Origin of the sequence: Stutzerimonas urumqiensis, from assembly GCF_003640395.1 — a bacterium.
Taxonomy (GTDB): Bacteria; Pseudomonadota; Gammaproteobacteria; order Pseudomonadales; family Pseudomonadaceae; genus Stutzerimonas; species Stutzerimonas urumqiensis.
Genome location: NZ_RBZQ01000009.1, coordinates 137,347 through 154,380, shown reverse-complemented (window position 1 = coordinate 154,380; position 17,034 = coordinate 137,347). Strand labels below are relative to the sequence as shown.

Sequence of the window (17,034 nt, the reverse complement as noted above, 5' to 3'; positions counted from 1 at the left end):
TCGCCACCGAGCGCCCGCCCTGAGCCAGTCTCGCACCCTGTGGAATCGCCAATGACCGACCAGACCACCCGCCTACCCGTCCGCCGCGCCCTCATCAGTGTCTCCGACAAGACCGGCGTCGTCGATTTCGCCCGTGCCCTCAGCGCGCTCGGCGTGGAAATCCTCTCCACGGGCGGCACCTACAAGCTGCTCCGCGAACAAGGGATCGACGCCGTCGAAGTGGCAGACTACACGGGCTTCCCGGAAATGATGGATGGCCGCGTCAAAACGCTGCACCCGAAGATCCACGGCGGGATCCTCGGCCGTCGCGATCGCGATGGCGACGTCATGGCCGCGCACGACATCAAGCCCATCGACCTGGTCGCGGTGAACCTCTACCCCTTCGCCGCGACCGTCGCGAAGCCAGGCTGCACCCTGCCCGACGCGATCGAGAACATCGACATCGGTGGCCCGACCATGGTTCGAAGCGCCGCGAAGAACCATAAGGACGTGGCCATCGTCGTCAATTCGGACGATTACTCGGCGATCATCGACAACCTTCAGGCCGGCGGCCTGACCTACGCCCAGCGCTTCGACCTGGCGCTCAAGGCGTTCGAACACACTGCCGCCTATGACGGCATGATCGCCAACTACCTCGGCGGGATCGACCAGGGCGCCGAGTCGCTGTCGACCGAAAACCGCAGCCTGTTTCCGCACACCTACTCGCTGCAGTTCGTCAAGGCGCAGGACATGCGCTATGGCGAAAACCCGCACCAGCAAGCGGCGTTCTACATCGAGAACCCGACCGAGGCCTGCGTCGCCACGGCCCGCCAATTGCAAGGCAAGGAACTGTCGTTCAACAACGTGGCCGACACCGACGCCGCGCTGGAATGCGTGAAGACGTTCGTCAAACCGGCCTGCGTCATCGTCAAGCACGCCAACCCCTGCGGCGTCGCCGTGGTGCCGGAGAACGAAGGTGGCATCCGCAAGGCGTACGAGCTGGCCTACGCCACCGACAGCGAATCGGCGTTCGGCGGCATCATCGCGTTCAACCGCGAGCTGGACGGCGACACTGCCCGCGCGATCGTCGAGCGGCAGTTCGTCGAGGTCATCATCGCACCGACCATCAGCGCCGAGGCCCGCGAGGCCGTCGCCAGCAAGGCCAATGTGCGGCTGCTCGAGTGCGGCCAGTGGCCGGCCTCGCGGACGCCGGGCTGGGACTTCAAGCGTGTCAACGGCGGCTTGCTGATACAGAGTCGTGACATTGCGATGGTCACCGAGGCGGACCTGAAGGTCGTGACGCGACGTGCGCCGACCGAGCAGGAAATCCACGACCTCATCTTTGCCTGGAAGGTGGCCAAGTTCGTCAAGTCGAACGCCATCGTCTATGCGAAGAATCGCCAGACCGTCGGTGTCGGCGCCGGCCAGATGAGCCGCGTCAATTCGGCTCGTATCGCCGCGATCAAGGCCGAACATGCCGGCCTGCAGGTGCAAGGCGCGGTGATGGCGTCGGACGCCTTCTTCCCCTTCCGCGACGGTATCGACAACGCGGCGCAGGCAGGCATCACCGCGGTCATCCAGCCAGGCGGTTCGATGCGCGACAACGAGGTGATCGCCGCCGCCGACGAGGCCGGTATCGCGATGGTCTTCACCGGCATGCGCCACTTCCGACACTAAGGCTGCAAGCCTGAAGCCGGAAGCCAGGTCCTGCGCCTTCGGCTCCACTTCAGGCTTTCCGACAAGAGAATCGAGTCATGAACGTATTGATCATCGGCAGCGGCGGCCGCGAGCACGCGCTGGCCTGGAAGGTTGCCCAGGACCCCCGCGTCGCCAAGGTTTTCGTCGCGCCGGGCAACGCGGGCACCGCGACCGAGGCCAAGTGCGAGAACGTCCCCATCGACGTGGTGGCCCTGGAGCAGCTGGCCGACTTCGCCGAGCAGCACGCGCAGCTGACCATCGTTGGCCCCGAGGCCCCGCTGGTGAAGGGCGTGGTGGACCTGTTCCGCTCGCGCGGCCTGGCCATCTTCGGCCCCACCGCCGCCGCCGCCCAACTGGAGGGCTCCAAGGCGTTCACCAAGGATTTCCTCGCGCGTCATGCCATCCCCACCGCCGATTATCGGAACTTCACCGAGGTCGAACCGGCACTGGCCTACCTGCGCGAAAAAGGCGCACCGATCGTCATCAAGGCAGACGGGCTGGCGGCGGGCAAGGGCGTCATCGTCGCGATGACCCTTGCCGAAGCCGAAGCCGCCGTGCGTGACATGCTCTCCGGCAACGCGTTCGGCGACGCCGGGGCACGCGTGGTGATCGAGGAATTCCTCGACGGCGAGGAAGCAAGCTTCATTGTCATGGTCGACGGCGCCAACGTGCTACCGATGGCCACCAGCCAGGACCACAAGCGCGTCGGCGATGGTGACACCGGCCCGAACACAGGTGGCATGGGCGCCTACTCGCCCGCCCCGGTGGTAACGCCCGAGGTCCATGAGCGCATCATGGCCGAGGTCATCTACCCCACCGTTCGCGGCATGGCCGCAGAGGGCAACCGCTATACGGGCTTCCTTTATGCCGGCCTGATGATCGATGCGCAGGGCGCGCCCAAGGTGATCGAGTTCAACTGCCGGTTCGGCGATCCGGAAACCCAGCCGATCATGCTGCGCCTCGAGTCCAGCCTCGTGCTGCTGGTCGAAGCCGCGCTCGCCGAAGCCCTCGACAAGGTCGAGGCCCGCTGGGATGCACGCCCAAGCCTGGGCGTGGTGCTGGCAGCCGGCGGCTATCCGGGCGACTACGCCAAGGGCCAGCCGATCGGCGGGCTCGACGCGGCGGCGCGCCTGCCGGGCAAGGTCTTCCATGCCGGGACGGCGCTGGCCAATGCCGAGGTGGTGACCGCGGGCGGCCGGGTGCTCTGCGCGACCGCCCTCGGCCATAGCGTCGGCGAGGCGCAGCGCAACGCCTACGCGCTGGCCGAGCAGATCGGCTGGAGCGGCTGTTTCTACCGCCGCGACATCGGCTACCGGGCGATCGCACGCGAACAGGCTCACAGCTGATGACACGCCTTGGTACGTATTGTGGAAAGGCCGATGATCGACCGTCTTTTCGCAGCGATGCGTATCAGGGCCGTGGCTATAATCCGGCGTAACACACCCGAAAGGACTTCACGCGTGCGCCGGCTTCGGATCGCCCTGGCATTCATCTTCGGCCTGTTCCTGCCGACGCTCGACGCCGCCGCACAGGACGGTCTGCCGCGCCCGCTTGCCAGCGAGGGGCGCGCGTCGAGTGCGGCATCCACCTGGCGGATGCTGATCGACGAATCGGGTGAACTCTCGCTTGCCGAGGTGCTCGAGCAGCGCCATCTGTTCCAGCGCGTCGACAAGCACGCCTTCACCGCACCCGCCGACGACAAGGCCATCTGGCTGCACGTGAACATGCCCGGCTACCGGGCGCCGCATTGGCTGTGGATCTTCGCGCCTCGCGTGCAGCAACTGGATTACTACCTCCTCCAGGACGGCCGCGTCCGGGAGCACGTCCGTACCGGAGAGCAGCACTCGCTCAGCTCGAGACCGCTGCCGGCGCGTGCCTATCTGTTTTCCCTGCCCAACGACGCCGAACCCAGGGAAGCCTACATACGCATGCAGTCCAACCATCCGCTGATGGTGTGGTTCGACGTCATCGACGAGGCCGAACTGGTCGCCCAGGAAAAGCCCGCCTATCTCTTCGGGGCGCTACTGGGCGCCCTCGCCCTCCTGGCCATCCACTGCTTCCTGCGCTTCGCCTACACCTTCAGTGCGCCCTATGCCTGGCTCGGTCTTGCGCATGCCGCGCTGCTCGGGTGCGCGGCGGCCAATCTTGGCATGCTGGCGGTCTGGTTCCCCCGGTTGGGCTACAGCCAGTCGCTGATCGCCGACGTCTCAGCGCTGCTCGCCGCACTGACCCTGCTTGGATTCGCCGCCAGCTTCTTCCGCAGGTGGTCGCTCTGGATGCGCGTGCTGTTCGCCGCAGAGATCGGTGCGATCAGCGTGACCATGCTTTCGATCGTGCTCTTCCCATCGGTTTGGAAGAGCTGGCTGATCTATGCCCTGGTGCTGATGACGACCCTCACCGTCCCGCTCCTGGCGCTCCACCACTGGCGCCGGGGCTACACGCCGGCACGGCTGGTGATCGCGGGCATGCTGTTGTTCAACGGCGGCTTCGGCTTCTTCCTGCCGGTTCTGTTCGGTGCCGATCAACTCCATCCCGGCTGGCTGGTCAGTGGCGTATTCAGCGTAGCTACCGTCAGCGGGCTGATCCTCAGCTTCGCGCTGGTCGAGCGGCAGCGGCACATTCGCGCGGAAACCCAGTCGCGCTTCACCGCCGCGGCGGTCAATTCGGCCGAGAACCGGACGAAAGCGGACTTCCTCGCCCGCATCAGCCACGAGATCCGCACGCCCATGAACGGCGTGCTGGGCATGACCGAACTGCTGCTGGGCACGTCGCTGTCGGCCAAGCAGCGTGACTACGTCCAGACCATTCACAGCTCCGGCAATGAGCTTCTGAACCTCATCAACGAGATCCTCGACGTTTCCAAGCTCGAATCCGGGCAAATAGAAATCGAGGATGTGCAATTCGACCTGCACGCGCTGCTGAGCGAATGCCTCGACATGTTCCGTACCCGGGCCGAGCAGCAGCATGTGGAGCTCATCAGCCTGATCCAACCGCAGGTTCCGCAGGTCGTCAGCGGCGATCCGACGCGCTTGCGACAGGCCTTGGTCGGGCTGCTGGAAAGCGCCTTCCGGCAGACCGAGAACGGCGAAGTGCTGCTGTCGGCGACCTTCCAGTCAGGCCGTCTGACCCTGCGCGTGCAGGACAATGGCGAGCCGCTGGAGATCGAGGAGCGCGACACTGCGCTCGAAAGCCGCGACTTCCTGGCGGCGTCCCAGCTCGGCGGCCGGCTGGGGTTGATCATTGCCCGACAGTTGGTGCACCTGATGCACGGCGAACTCGGCGTCGAGCGGCCGGCATCCGAGGGGGTCGGTAACACCCTCTGGCTGACACTGCCGCTGGAAGGCCACTACGTGCTGCCGAGCGCCGCCGATCTCGACCGCCCGCTGCGCGGCGCGCGGTTGCTGGTGGTCGACGATAACGAAACCTGCCGCAAGGTCCTGCTCCAGCAGTGCGCCGGCTGGGGCATGCAGGTCAGCACCGCACCGTCCGGCCGCGAGGCGCTTGCGCTGATGCGTACACGGGCGCACCTGGGCGAGTATTTCGATGTCGTGCTGCTCGACCAGGACATGCCCGGCATGACCGGCTTGCAGCTGGCCATGAAGATCAAGGAAGACCTCAACCTGCCGCATGACGCGCTGCTCATCATGCTGACCGGGATGAGCTCGGCGCCGGGCAAGATCAATGCGCGCAATGCCGGCATCAAGCGCGTTCTGACAAAGCCTGTGGCCGGCTACACCCTCAAGACGACCCTCGCCGAGGAACTGGCCGGTCACACGGTCGGCGCCCCCATCGGCAGCACCGCGCCGGCCGATACGCTTCGGGTCCCCGACGGCTTCCGCATCCTGGTTGCAGAGGACAACAGCGTTTCGACCAAGGTCATCCGCGGCATGCTGAAAAAACTCAACCTGCAGGCCGATACCGCCAGCAACGGCGAGGAGGCCATCCAGGCCATCAAGCGGCACCCCTATGACTTGGTGCTGATGGACTGCGAAATGCCCGTCATGGACGGCTTTCTGGCGACCGAGCGCCTGCGTGCCTGGGAGGCGGCCGAGGGTCGTCCGCGCACGCCGGTCGTCGCGCTTACCGCGCACATCATGAGCGAGCACAAGGAGCGCGCGCGCAAGGCCGGCATGGACGGGCACATGTCCAAGCCCGTCGAACTCAACCAGCTGCGCGAGCTCATCGAGTACTGGGTCGCGGCGAAGGAAGCCCTGCACCCGGACGCCTAGCGCGCCGGTTCAGAACCGGCACAGCGCTCCACACGATCCAGAACCAAGCGACTCGGCGGCTCGGCCGGCATCCGTCCGGGATCCAGCCTCAGGTCCTGGGGCGGCACCCGGTAGCTCATCTCGCGCGTCAGGATCCGCAGCCCGTCCTTGAGCAACTCGATCGCCAGCCGTTCGCCAGGACACCGGTGCTGCTGCCGTGCGTCGGCGCCGCCCTGCGTGACGAGGCTGTAGGGGTCGCCGTTCCAGTCAAGGAAGCGCTCCGGATCGAACCGATCCGGCGACGTCCAGGTACGTGCGTCGCGGTTGGTCCCGAATAGGTCGAGCAGCACGCGAGTACCCTTGGGAAACGCGAAGCCATTCCACTCGAAGTCATCGCGAACGCGCGCCGCCACGAAGGGGAAGAAGGCGTACAGGCGCCTGACCTCCTGCGCGAACGGCTCGATCATGCCTTCGTCCTGGCGAAGACGTTCATGCCACTCGGGCCGCTCATGCAGCTCGAGCGCCGCGTAGAGAATGAAACGGGCGACCGCCACCGTCGGCCTCAGCAGGTTCAACAACTCGACCGCGGCGATGCCGTCCGGCAAGCGATCGCCGTCCAGCTCGGTATACGAGGCGACCCTTGCCAGCGCGCAGGTCGAATCCACCGCAAGCCGTCCGGACCTGACCGCCTCGATCAACGAGGCGGCCCAGGCCTCGGCCTCGCGGCGCGCCCGTCGTGCTTGCCAATGCCGGGCTGCGACACCCCCGGCACCGTCGATCATGGCCGCCAGCTGCTGACACCGCGCCTGTGCCTCGTCGGCCGCCAGCGGCACCGCGGCCCACTCACAGACGGCGCGGGTAAGGATCAATTGCACGGCCTCGAGCAGCACGATGCGACGGCCGTCAGACCACTGCTCGATCGCCCGCAACCAGTGCCGCCGCGCGATCGCCACCAACGCCGCCACCTGCGCCTCGTCGAGCACTGCGAGGAACAGCGCCTTGCGTCGACGATGCGCCTCCCCATCGAGCCCCTGTACGCCACCGACGCCGAAGAGCGTTTTCTTCAGCAGCCGCGGCGCCGCGTGGGCACGCACGAACCGGGATTCGTCGTAGAACAGCCGGGCGGCCTCCGTCCCGCTGAGACAGAGCGTGTCCTGCAGCAGCAGGCGCGTGCGGAAGACGGGGCTTTCGAGACGCTCGCATCGACTCCGTATGAAGCCATAGCCCTCGCGCATCAGCGCCAGTGAGCTGTCGAGGCGATCGTCCTCAGGGATAGGGCGCATGGTCGGCTCTCTTGGGTCAGGTCTCTGGCTGTGGGACCATACGGCGCCCGCCGGGTGCCGTGGCCGGAAACGACCGGTGACGGTTGAGAGTGAACAAATCGATCCTATGGCTGCCGATGTAACGTGGAGTGGCCGCATCGATCCGTCGATACCGCCACGTAGCCGAGGCCAAGGAGCCCCCATTGATGATGAAACGGAGCGATGTCGCATGGACCTTGGTCGGCCTTGCGGCAGTGCTGCTGTCCAGCTACTTGCTGTATCACGAGGTTCGCAACCTGTCGCTCGCCGAGCTGACCGAAAGCCTGGAAGCCATCGGCACCGGCGACTGGTTGCTGGCCGGCCTGGCGACACTCGGCGCCTATGTTGCCCTGGCCTGGTATGACCGGATCGCGATGAATCACCTGGGCAAGCACATCTCCTGGTGGTTCATCACCCTCTGCTCGTTCACCACCTACGCGTTGGCGCACAACATTGGCGCCTCGGTGTTTTCCGGCGCGGTGGTGCGCTACCGCGCCTACCGCAGCAAGGGCCTGACGCCTCACGAGATCGGCGTGCTGATCGTGTTCTGCTCGCTGACCTTCGTGCTCGGCACCGTGTTGCTGGCCGGCGTGGTGCTGCTGACCAAGCCGACCGTGCTCAGCCGTGTCGTCGAGATCGACCCCTGGCTGGGTCGCGGGCTCGGTGCCGCGTTGCTGATGCTAGTGGCCCTGTATGTCGGGATGGCCTGGCACCGTCGCGCGCCCTGGCGACTCGGCAAATGGTCGATCGAATGCCCGAAGCTCGCGACCATCGCCCGCCAGCTGGCGGCGGGTCCGCTCGAACTGGCCTGCGCCGCCGCAATCATCTATTTCGCGCTGCCGAACGAGAACAACCCCGGCTACCTGATCGTGCTGGGCGTGTTCCTCGCCTCGTTCTCGCTGGCGCTGCTGTCCCATGCGCCAGGCGGGCTGGGGGTGCTGGAGGTGACCTTCCTCGCGGCAATGCCGGAACTCAAGACCGCCGATGTCCTTGCGGCGCTGATCGTCTTTCGCGCGCTGTACCTGCTCCTGCCCTTCGCGCTCGCCATCCTGGTCGTCCTCGGCTTCGAGGCCGGCCAGTGGTCGCTGGGTCGCCGCCGCGCACGGAGCCGATGAGCGGACCGACGAAACGCCTCTGGCCATGGGCGCCCCATCAGGCGATCATGCTGCACCGCAATTCGAAGCCCGTTCCATGACCCAGCCCGACTCACCCGACCGCCAAGCCCATCCCCTGCTGGACCTGATCATCAGTATCGCCATTCCCTCCGTCATCCTGATGAAGCTGAGCGGCGAGGCACGGCTGGGTGCCGACGGCGCCCTCCTGCTGGCACTTGCCTTTCCGCTGGGCTGGGGCCTGCTGGAGCTGGTACGCAACCGCAAGCTCAACTGGATCGCGCTGCTCGGGCTGGTCAGCGTACTGCTGACGGGCGGCATCGGCCTGCTCAAGCTGGACACCCAGTGGCTGGCCATCAAGGAAGCCGCCGTTCCCGGCGTTCTCGGCCTCGCGGTGCTGATCTCGACGCGCACGCGGTACCCGCTCATTCGCACGCTGCTCTACAACCCCAAGGTCCTGAATGTCGCGCGAATCCAGGAACAACTGGAGCAGCGCGGCCTGTCCGAGCAGTTCGAAACCCGCCTGCAGCGCGCGACGCTCTGGCTGAGCGGCACCTTCTTCTTCTCATCGGCGATGAATTACGGCCTGGCGCGCTGGATCGTGGTCAGCCCGGCCGGCAGCGAAGCCTTCAATGCCGAACTCGGACGCATGACGCTGCTGAGCTACCCGATGATCGCCATACCCAGCACGCTGATGATGGTCGCGATCTTCTATTTCCTCTGGCGCACCATCCACGGCATGACCGGGCTGCGGCTGGAAGACATCCTCGCGCACCCGGGACACGGTCAGCGGCAGCACTGAAGCGCCGTCAGAAGAAGATCTGGTACACCGCCACGGCCATGATCACACCGATGATGGTGACCACGCCGGCGGTGCCATCGAGAAACCTGGTCATATCGAACTCCGAACATCCACCTTTATGGTGGACAGGCAGGGTCTGCCGGACGTTCGCCAGCTCCCGCCGAGCGGCGTCTCACGCTGTCACTGGGCGCCCGTGACGAACAGCCAGAGTGGCAAGGTGATGACCGCCAGGACAGTGGAGAGAAACACCGTCGAGCTGACCACACGGCTGTCGTCCGGGTGCTTCACGAAGGCCAGCACGTTCACCCCGCTTGGACAGGCCGCCAGCACCACCAATACGGCCTGTGCTTCCGGATCCAGACCGGGCAATCGCAGGGCCAGCCACCAGACCAGCAATGGGAAGAGCCCCAGCTTCACCAGGGTCAGCCCCATCACCGTCGTGCTCGGGCGCAGCCGATAGCGCGACAGGCTCAGGCCGAGCACGATCAGCGCACAGGGCAGCGCAGCCTGGGCGAGCCAGCCAGCCATGCGCCAAAGCGGCTCGGGTAGCGACCGCCCGGAAACGTTCAGCAGCGCGCCGGCCAACAGCCCGACGATCAGGGGATTGGCCAGGTTGCGCAGCAGCGCCCGCGGGTCGACGCGCTCATGCGAGCCAAACGCCGCGTAGAAGCTCTGCGTGGAAAACAGGATCAGGCTGTGAAAGACCAGGATGGCGAACACATACACCAGGCTGTGCGACCCCAGCAGCGTCGTCACGATCGGAATGCCGACCAGCACGTTGTTCGAATAGGACGCCGTGAGCCCCAGCGGGGTGGCACGCCGACAGCCACGGTGCGCAATCAGGTTGATGCCGATGAAAACCAGAAAGACCGGCCCGAAATACCCGATCAGCAACATCGGCGACAGGCCGTCACCCAGGTCGGCCTTGGCGATGCCGGTGAATAGAATGGCCGGCATGAACAGCTTGAAGGTCACCGCCGCCAGCCCGGCCGCCGCCTCCTCCGCCAGCCATTGGCGTCTGCCCATCAGGTAGCCGAGCACGATCAGCCCGAAGATGGGCAGAATCGCTTGAATCACCAGCATGCAGATCACTCCCTCGGCGGGCTTGGAGTGATTTCCGCGCCCTGGTCGAACGCGCGCAAGGATACTCCGTCATCGCCCCGCTTACAGCGAAGCCAAAAACGCGTTAGAGCCGCTTTCGGGCTGGGTACTCAGGCATGTGAACGCTTGGGAGCGCCCCGATCTTCCGCTGCCTGCCTGCCCAGCTCGGCGACCACGGACGCCAGGCTGCTGCGCCAGTCGTCCGGCTGAAGGCCGAAGGTATTCTCGAACAGGCTGCAATCCATGACCGACCAGGCCGGGCGCCGGGCCGGGGTCGGGTATTGGTCGGTGTTGATCGGAGACACCGAGGGCTTCACGGCGAGCAAGCCCTGCGCATGCCCCTGGTCGAATATCTCGTTGGCGAAGTCGTACCAGGAACAGGCTGGCGTCCCGCTGTAGTGGTAGAGCCCCCACGCAAGCCGGCCCTCTTCGCGATAACGGCGGGCGAGCGTCAGCAGCACGTCGGCGATGCTGCCGGCATGCGTCGGACAGCCAACCTGATCGGCAACGACCGACAGCGCGCGGCGCTGTGCGCCCAGGCGCAACATGGTCTTGACGAAGTTGTGCCCATGCACGCCGTAGACCCAGCTCGTGCGCAGGATCAGGTGATGCGGACAGGCGGCCTGGATCCTTTGCTCGCCCGCGAGCTTACTGGCGCCGTAGACGCCGGTGGGCCCGGTCGGGTCGGACTCCTTGTAGGGGACGTTCGCGTCCCCGGCGAACACGTAGTCGGTCGACAGGTGGAACAGCGGCACATCCGCCTGCGCACAAAGCCTGGCCAGGCAGGCGGGGCCGTCGCGGTTGATGGCGTAGGCTTCCTTGGAATGGGTTTCCGCGTTGTCGACGTGCGTGAAGGCCGCGGCGTTGATCACGAGCTCGGGCCGCTCGCGCTCGAAGAGGCTCTCGACCTGCCGGGGCTGGGTGATATCGAAGGTCTGACGGGTCGTTGCCAGCACATCGACGCCAGCGGCAGCCGCACGGTCGACGATTTCTCGACCGACCTGGCCGTTCGCGCCGCAGACAAGGATTCGCATTCTTTCAAGCCTCTTTGATGATTCGATGCACCCGCAAACGGCAGGGCTGCCTACGACGGCAGCATCGGTCGTACCCCTTTGGAAACCTTGCCACCGCGGCCTCCCCGTCATGCAGCGGGCCGTCACATTGCAAGGAAAAGGCCGCCACATGGTAACCCGCACATTGGCTGGTGGCATGCCAGCTCCGTTCAGGCCCGACAACGATCGTTTTGTTCCCCTTCCGCCACATTTGATTACAAGTTGCCGGTTCGCTGGCGCAGCGCCGTTCGACCCTACGATCGAACCCGCCGACCTGCTCACAGTCGACAGAGCATCAATCGCAGCCAGGAGAACAGTCCCATGCCCCGCGGCGACAAATCCAAGTACACCGACAAGCAGCAGCGCAAAGCCGCCCATATCGAGGAAAGCTACGAACACAAGGGTGTTCCGGAAGAAGAGGCCGAGGCTCGTGCCTGGGCGACGGTCAACAAGCAGTCGGGCGGCGGTGAGCGACCTGGCGGGTCCGGGCGCAAGAAAAGCCCCGCTGCCAAGAAAGCCGACCGCGAGGACTCCGCCCAGCGCGCCGCCGCAGCCCGCGAGGGTCATCCGCAGAATCGTTCATCTGCGCGCGCCGACGATGACGATCTGAACGACATGACCAAGGACGACCTGATGAAGCTTGCCCGGCAACGGGACATTTCGGGTCGCTCGAAAATGCGCAAGGACGAGCTGGTGAAGGCGTTGCGCTGAGCGATGAAACCTTTCTCCCGCGGCATCGATCACAGCTAGCGGCCGGCCCTGCCGCCGGGCCGCTGCCCCTATAAGAAATGAGGAAACCCTGATGAGTTACGTACAACTGAGCGACAAAAAAACCCTGCGCGATCGAGCGCGCCAACACGTCGAGAACGGTGCCGTGACCGAAAGTTACTCGGCTGACCGGGACATGGTGATCCAGCTGCTGAACGAGGCCTTGGCGACCGAACTGGTCTGCTATCTGCGCTACAAGCGCCACTACTACATGGCGACCGGTCTGAAATCGAGCGTGGCCGCCGATGAATTCCTCGAACACGCCAACGAGGAGCAGGAACACGCCGATCGCCTCGCCGAGCGGATCGTCCAACTCGGTGGCGAGCCGGATTTCAACCCAGACACGCTCACCGAACGCGCGCACGCGCAATACGCCGAAGGCAACGGCCTGCGCGACATGGTGTTCGAGAACCTGGTCTCCGAGCGGATCGCAATCGACAGTTACCGTGAGATCGTCCAGTACCTCGGCGACAAGGACCCGACCACCCGGCGGATCTTCGAAGACATCCTCGCCCAGGAAGAAGAGCACGCCGACGACATGGCAGGCCTGCTCGACGGCATGGCCTGAGTCGAAACCCGCATGAAAAAAAGGCCACCCGAAGGTGGCCTTGAAACAGGAAAGGAGAGTTACTGCTAGCCGGCCGCTACCGGGCGCATATAGGAGATCGGTGCGGTCTGTGGGTCGTCAAAGGTCACCACTTCCCAGGCATCGCGCTGCTCCATCAAGGTACGAAGCAGACGATTGTTCAGGGCGTGACCAGATTTGAAGCCGCGGAATTCGCCGATCAGGCTATTGCCCAGCAGATACAGATCGCCGATGGCGTCGAGAATCTTGTGCTTGACGAACTCGTCCTCATACCGGAGGCCGTCCTCGTTGAGCACGCGGTTCTCGTCCACGACGATCGCGTTGTCGACGCTGCCACCCAGGGCCAGGTTGTGCGAACGCAGGAACTCGATGTCACGCATGAAACCGAAGGTCCGCGCGCGGCTGACTTCCTTCACGAACGACGTGCTGGAAAAGTCGACGCTGGCATTCTGGGTTCGACCCTTGAAAACAGGGTGATCGAAATCGATCTCGAACGTCACCTTGAAGCCATCGAAAGGAAGGAACGTGGCGCGCTTGTCGCCTTCCTCGACGGTGACTTCCCGCTTGATGCGAATGAACTTCTTGTGGGCTTCCTGCTCCTGCAAGCCGGCCGATTGAATCAGGAACACGAAAGGGCCTGCGCTGCCATCCATGATCGGCACTTCCGAGGCGGAAAGCTCGACGTAGGCATTGTCGATGCCCAGCCCGGCCATCGCCGACAGCAGATGCTCGACGGTATCGACCTTGACGTCACCGTTGACCAGCGTCGTCGACATCGTGGTTTCCCCGACGTTTTCGGCGCGCGCGGGAATCTCGACCGGCGGCTGCAGGTCCGTGCGGCAGAACACGATCCCCGTATCGACCGGTGCGGGCTTGAGCGTGAGGTAAACCTTCTCGCCCGAATGCAGGCCCACGCCGGTCGCGCGGATGGTGTTTTTCAAGGTGCGTTGTCTGATCATGGCTTAACTTCGCTATAGCACTAGTTGCGAATTGTTTTCAACAATTGAGGGCGATCATAGCAGATGCCCCCTTTACTGAATACAAATCACAGCTATCCCTTTGATTACCTCGCTCAATCAGCCTGACGACGCAGGAAGGCCGGGATATCGAGGTAATCCAGGTCTTCCTGGGGGTTCATCTTGGTTGCCGCCGCCGTGCCGTGGCCCTGGTTGCGCATCACGGTCGGACGCTCCAGGTCGCGGTAGTTGACGGCCGCCTGCTCGGTCTTCGCGGCCGCCGCCGGAACGGCAACCGGGGCCGGCTGGACGGTGTTATCCACCACCTTGACGGGCTTGTCGGTACGCGAGTTGAGACCTGTGGCGACCACCGTCACATGCAGCTCGTCACGCATGTCCGCGTCGATGACTGCACCAACCTTGACCGTCGCATGCTCGGATGCGAACGCCTCGATGATCTCGCCGACTGCGGCGTATTCGCCCAGCGACAGGTCCAGGCCCGCGGTGATGTTGACCAGGATGCCGCGGGCGCCTTGCAGATTGACGTCCTCGAGCAGCGGGTTGCGAATGGCCGCCTCGGTGGCTTCGCGCGCACGGTTCGGACCGCTGGCGCAGCCGGTGCCCATCATGGCCATGCCCATTTCGCCCATGACGGTCTTCACGTCGGCGAAGTCGACGTTCATCAGGCCCGGACGCTGCATGATGTCGGAGATGCCGCGCACGGCGCCTGCCAGTACATCGTCAGCCTTGGCGAAGGCGGACAGCAGGCTCGCTTCCTTGCCGAGGATGGTCAGCAGCTTCTCGTTGGGGATGGTGATCAGCGAGTCGACGCACTCGGACAGCGCGCGGATACCCTCGTCGGCGACCTGCATGCGGCGGCGGCCTTCGAAGGGGAACGGACGGGTCACCACGGCGACGGTGAGAATGCCCATTTCCTTGGCGACCGAGGCGATGATCGGCGCCGCGCCGGTGCCGGTACCGCCACCCATGCCGGTGGTGATGAAGACCATGTCGGCGCCCTGCAGCACTTCGGCGATGCGCTCGCGGTCTTCCATGGCGGCCTGACGGCCGATTTCAGGATTGGTACCGGCACCCAGACCCTTGGTGATGCCGGAACCCAGCTGCAATACGGTGCGTACCTCGACCTTTTTCAAGGCCTGGGCATCGGTGTTGGCGCAGATGAATTCAACGCCTTCCACGCTGTTGCGCACCATGTGGTTGACGGCATTGCCGCCGCCTCCGCCAACGCCGATGACCTTGATCACTGCGCTTTGCGGGGTCTGATCTACGAGCTCGAACATTTCCCTCTCTCCTTTCAGTACTTTCTAGTTTTGGTTACTGCGTGGTGCTCAGAAATTGCCCTGGACCCAGCCTTTCAGCCGTTCCAGGACAGATGGTTTGGTTTCGTCGCCGTACTGGCTCGAACCGGACAGCGAGATGCCGTCGGATTGCTTGTGCAGCCCATACAGCAGCAGGCCGACACCGGTTGAATAGATCGGGTTGCGGACCACATCGGTCAGGCCCTTGATGTTTTGCGGTGCGCCCAGGCGAACCGGCATGTGGAAGATTTCCTCGGCGAGGTCAATCGCGCCTTCCATCTTGGCCGTGCCGCCGGTGAGCACGATGCCCGCCGGGATCAGATCTTCGTAACCGCTGCGACGCAGCTCGGCCTGGATCAGGGTGAACAGTTCGTCGTAGCGCGGCTCGACGACTTCGGCGAGCGCCTGACGGGACAGTTCACGCGGCGGACGGTCACCGACGCTCGGTACCTTGATCGTCTCGCCGGCGCCTGCCAGCTTCGCCAGCGCGCAGGCGTAGCGGATCTTGATTTCTTCGGCGTACTGGGTCGGCGTGCGCAAGGCCATGGCGATGTCGTTGGTCACCTGATCACCGGCGATCGGAATCACCGCCGTGTGGCGAATGGCACCCTCGGTGAAGATGCAGATATCGGTGGTACCCCCGCCGATGTCCACCAGGCAGACGCCCAGCTCCTTCTCGTCGTCGGTGAGCACCGCATGCGCCGAGGCGAGCTGCTCGAGGATGATGTCGTCGACCTCGAGCCCGCACCGGCGCACGCATTTCTCGATGTTCTGCGCGGCATTCACCGCACAGGTCACCACATGCACCTTCGCCTCGAGCCGTACGCCGGACATGCCGAGCGGCTCGCGCACGCCCTCCTGGTTATCGATCACGTAATCCTGGGGCAGGGTGTGCAGCACACGCTGGTCCGACGGGATGGCGACCGCCTGAGCGGCATCGAGTACGCGCTCGAGGTCGGCGGTGCTCACTTCGCGATCGCGAATGGCGACGATGCCGTGCGAGTTCAGGCTGCGGATGTGATTGCCAGCGAGGCCGACGAACGCCGAGTGGATACGGCAACCGGCCATCAGCTGCGCTTCCTCGATGGCGCGCTGGATCGACTGCACCGTCGATTCGATGTTGACCACGACGCCTTTCTTCAGGCCGCGGGACGGGTGGGTACCGATACCTACGATCTCCAACTCGCCATCGGCGGTCACCTCGCCCACCAGCGCCACCACCTTGGAGGTGCCGATGTCCAGACCGACGATCATCTTGCCGCTTTGCACGCTTGCCATGTCTTCTCTGTCCTCAATTCTTGGCGGCGACGGTGGTTTCCGGCGCCGCCGGGATCGGCTCGCGCCAGCCAACGGCCAGGCCGTTGGGGTAGCGCAGGTCGACCCGGGCGATGTTGTCCACCTGGTCCTTGAGCGCTTTTTCGTAGATGGCGCCGAAGCGACGGATCTTGTCGACGAGGCGATCGCGTCCCAGCAGCAGCTCGATGCCGCGATCGGTGGTCAGGAACCAGCTTCCTCGGTCGCGCAATTCCAGGCGGGCAATGGAGAACCCCAGCGGGCGCAGCATCTGACTCAGCATCTGGTACTGCTGCATGACCCGCTGCTGGGCCCGCTTCGGACCTTGCAGTTGCGGCAGGTGTTCATAATTGGTCAGTTCATTCGGCGCGAATGCCTGGCCTTTGTTATTCAAAAGCGACTCCTCACCCCAGCGGGCGATGGGTAATTGCTCGTCCAGCCGGATGACGATCTGGTCCGGCCACACACGCCGGACCTGCGCATGCGCGATCCAGGGCATCTGCTCCAGATCGTGGCGAAGGCCGTCAAGATCAACCGTAAAGAAGCTCGCCTCGACGAACGGTGCAATGTGCGCCTGCACCGAATCGCGCGTGACATAGGCCAGCTCGCCCTGAACGCTGATCTTGCTGATCGGCCGGTCGGCATAGGGCAACAGGTATTTGCCGAGCTCGTAACCGCCGATCACGAGCCCTGCCAGCAGCACCGGCCAGGCGAAGCGCTTGATGCCAGCGAGGCTCGGCCGCGGAAGGCGTGCCGACAGCGGCTCGCGGACCACCGGACGGCTGGCCCCGCGCGGCGCGGTCGGCTTGCGCAGCGGTGTGCGACCCAGCGGTTGCGAATGACGAAGCATGGCGCCCAT

General features: G+C 64.8%; 14 protein-coding genes. 7 read left to right on the top strand and 7 right to left on the bottom strand.

Going from position 1 to position 17,034, the window contains the following annotated elements; translation table 11 throughout:
• Positions 1 to 51: 51 nt before the first annotated feature.
• From purH to D7325_RS16995, 3 genes are all read left to right on the top strand, one after another.
• Positions 52 to 1,656 (top strand): bifunctional phosphoribosylaminoimidazolecarboxamide formyltransferase/IMP cyclohydrolase, encoded by a 1,605-nt coding sequence (purH, locus tag D7325_RS17005; RefSeq protein ID WP_120997642.1) that lies wholly within the window; start codon positions 52 to 54, stop codon positions 1,654 to 1,656.
• A 77-nt stretch (positions 1,657 to 1,733) separates the two neighbouring features.
• Positions 1,734 to 3,023 (top strand): phosphoribosylamine--glycine ligase, encoded by a 1,290-nt coding sequence (gene purD / locus D7325_RS17000; RefSeq protein WP_120997641.1) that lies wholly within the window; start codon positions 1,734 to 1,736, stop codon positions 3,021 to 3,023.
• 114 nt (positions 3,024 to 3,137) lie between these two features.
• Complete coding sequence (locus D7325_RS16995) at positions 3,138 to 5,906, top strand: hybrid sensor histidine kinase/response regulator (RefSeq protein ID WP_120997640.1); 2,769 nt, start codon at positions 3,138 to 3,140, stop codon at positions 5,904 to 5,906.
• Here D7325_RS16995 and D7325_RS16990 read toward each other — a convergent pair.
• Positions 5,903 to 7,168: a cytochrome P450 gene (locus D7325_RS16990; RefSeq protein WP_120997639.1), complete on the bottom strand. Its 1,266-nt coding sequence runs from the start codon at positions 7,166 to 7,168 to the stop codon at positions 5,903 to 5,905. The two genes, D7325_RS16995 and D7325_RS16990, sit on opposite strands and share 4 nt — an antisense overlap.
• Before the next feature lie 185 nt (positions 7,169 to 7,353).
• Here D7325_RS16990 and D7325_RS16985 point away from each other — a divergent pair, with 185 nt between their 5' ends.
• Together D7325_RS16985 and D7325_RS16980 are read left to right on the top strand one after the other, a co-directional pair.
• Positions 7,354 to 8,301 (top strand): lysylphosphatidylglycerol synthase transmembrane domain-containing protein, encoded by a 948-nt coding sequence (locus D7325_RS16985; protein WP_120997638.1) that lies wholly within the window; start codon positions 7,354 to 7,356, stop codon positions 8,299 to 8,301.
• A 76-nt stretch (positions 8,302 to 8,377) separates the two neighbouring features.
• Complete coding sequence (locus D7325_RS16980) at positions 8,378 to 9,100, top strand: VC0807 family protein (protein WP_120997689.1); 723 nt, start codon at positions 8,378 to 8,380, stop codon at positions 9,098 to 9,100.
• A gap of 180 nt (positions 9,101 to 9,280) precedes the next feature.
• On the opposite strand, the gene D7325_RS16975 is transcribed toward D7325_RS16980, so the two are convergent.
• Together D7325_RS16975 and rfbD are read right to left on the bottom strand one after the other, a co-directional pair.
• Positions 9,281 to 10,183: an AEC family transporter gene (locus D7325_RS16975; RefSeq protein ID WP_120997637.1), complete on the bottom strand. Its 903-nt coding sequence runs from the start codon at positions 10,181 to 10,183 to the stop codon at positions 9,281 to 9,283.
• 128 nt (positions 10,184 to 10,311) lie between these two features.
• Entirely contained in the window at positions 10,312 to 11,235 is a 924-nt protein-coding gene (rfbD, locus tag D7325_RS16970) for a dTDP-4-dehydrorhamnose reductase (protein ID WP_120997636.1), read from the bottom strand.
• Positions 11,236 to 11,574: 339 nt separating this feature from the next.
• Between rfbD and D7325_RS16965 the strand changes: the two genes are divergently transcribed.
• Together D7325_RS16965 and D7325_RS16960 are read left to right on the top strand one after the other, a co-directional pair.
• Entirely contained in the window at positions 11,575 to 11,964 is a 390-nt protein-coding gene (locus tag D7325_RS16965) for a Rho termination factor N-terminal domain-containing protein (protein WP_120997635.1), read from the top strand.
• Between the two features lie 91 nt (positions 11,965 to 12,055).
• Positions 12,056 to 12,589 carry a ferritin-like domain-containing protein gene (locus tag D7325_RS16960; protein WP_120997634.1) on the top strand — a complete coding sequence of 178 codons (534 nt, stop codon included), beginning with the start codon at positions 12,056 to 12,058 and terminating at the stop codon, positions 12,587 to 12,589.
• Between the two features lie 65 nt (positions 12,590 to 12,654).
• Here the strand turns inward: D7325_RS16960 and lpxC are convergent, their stop codons facing one another.
• From lpxC to D7325_RS16940, 4 genes are all read right to left on the bottom strand, one after another.
• Positions 12,655 to 13,566, bottom strand: coding sequence for a UDP-3-O-acyl-N-acetylglucosamine deacetylase (gene lpxC / locus D7325_RS16955; RefSeq protein ID WP_120997633.1), 912 nt, complete (start codon positions 13,564 to 13,566; stop codon positions 12,655 to 12,657).
• A 113-nt stretch (positions 13,567 to 13,679) separates the two neighbouring features.
• Positions 13,680 to 14,864, bottom strand: a complete 1,185-nt coding sequence (ftsZ, locus tag D7325_RS16950) for a cell division protein FtsZ (RefSeq protein ID WP_120997632.1) — start codon at positions 14,862 to 14,864, stop codon at positions 13,680 to 13,682.
• A 48-nt stretch (positions 14,865 to 14,912) separates the two neighbouring features.
• Positions 14,913 to 16,160 carry a cell division protein FtsA gene (ftsA, locus tag D7325_RS16945; RefSeq protein ID WP_120997631.1) on the bottom strand — a complete coding sequence of 416 codons (1,248 nt, stop codon included), beginning with the start codon at positions 16,158 to 16,160 and terminating at the stop codon, positions 14,913 to 14,915.
• Between the two features lie 13 nt (positions 16,161 to 16,173).
• On the bottom strand, positions 16,174 to 17,034 hold the full coding sequence (locus D7325_RS16940) for a cell division protein FtsQ/DivIB (protein WP_120997630.1): 861 nt from the start codon (positions 17,032 to 17,034) through the stop codon (positions 16,174 to 16,176).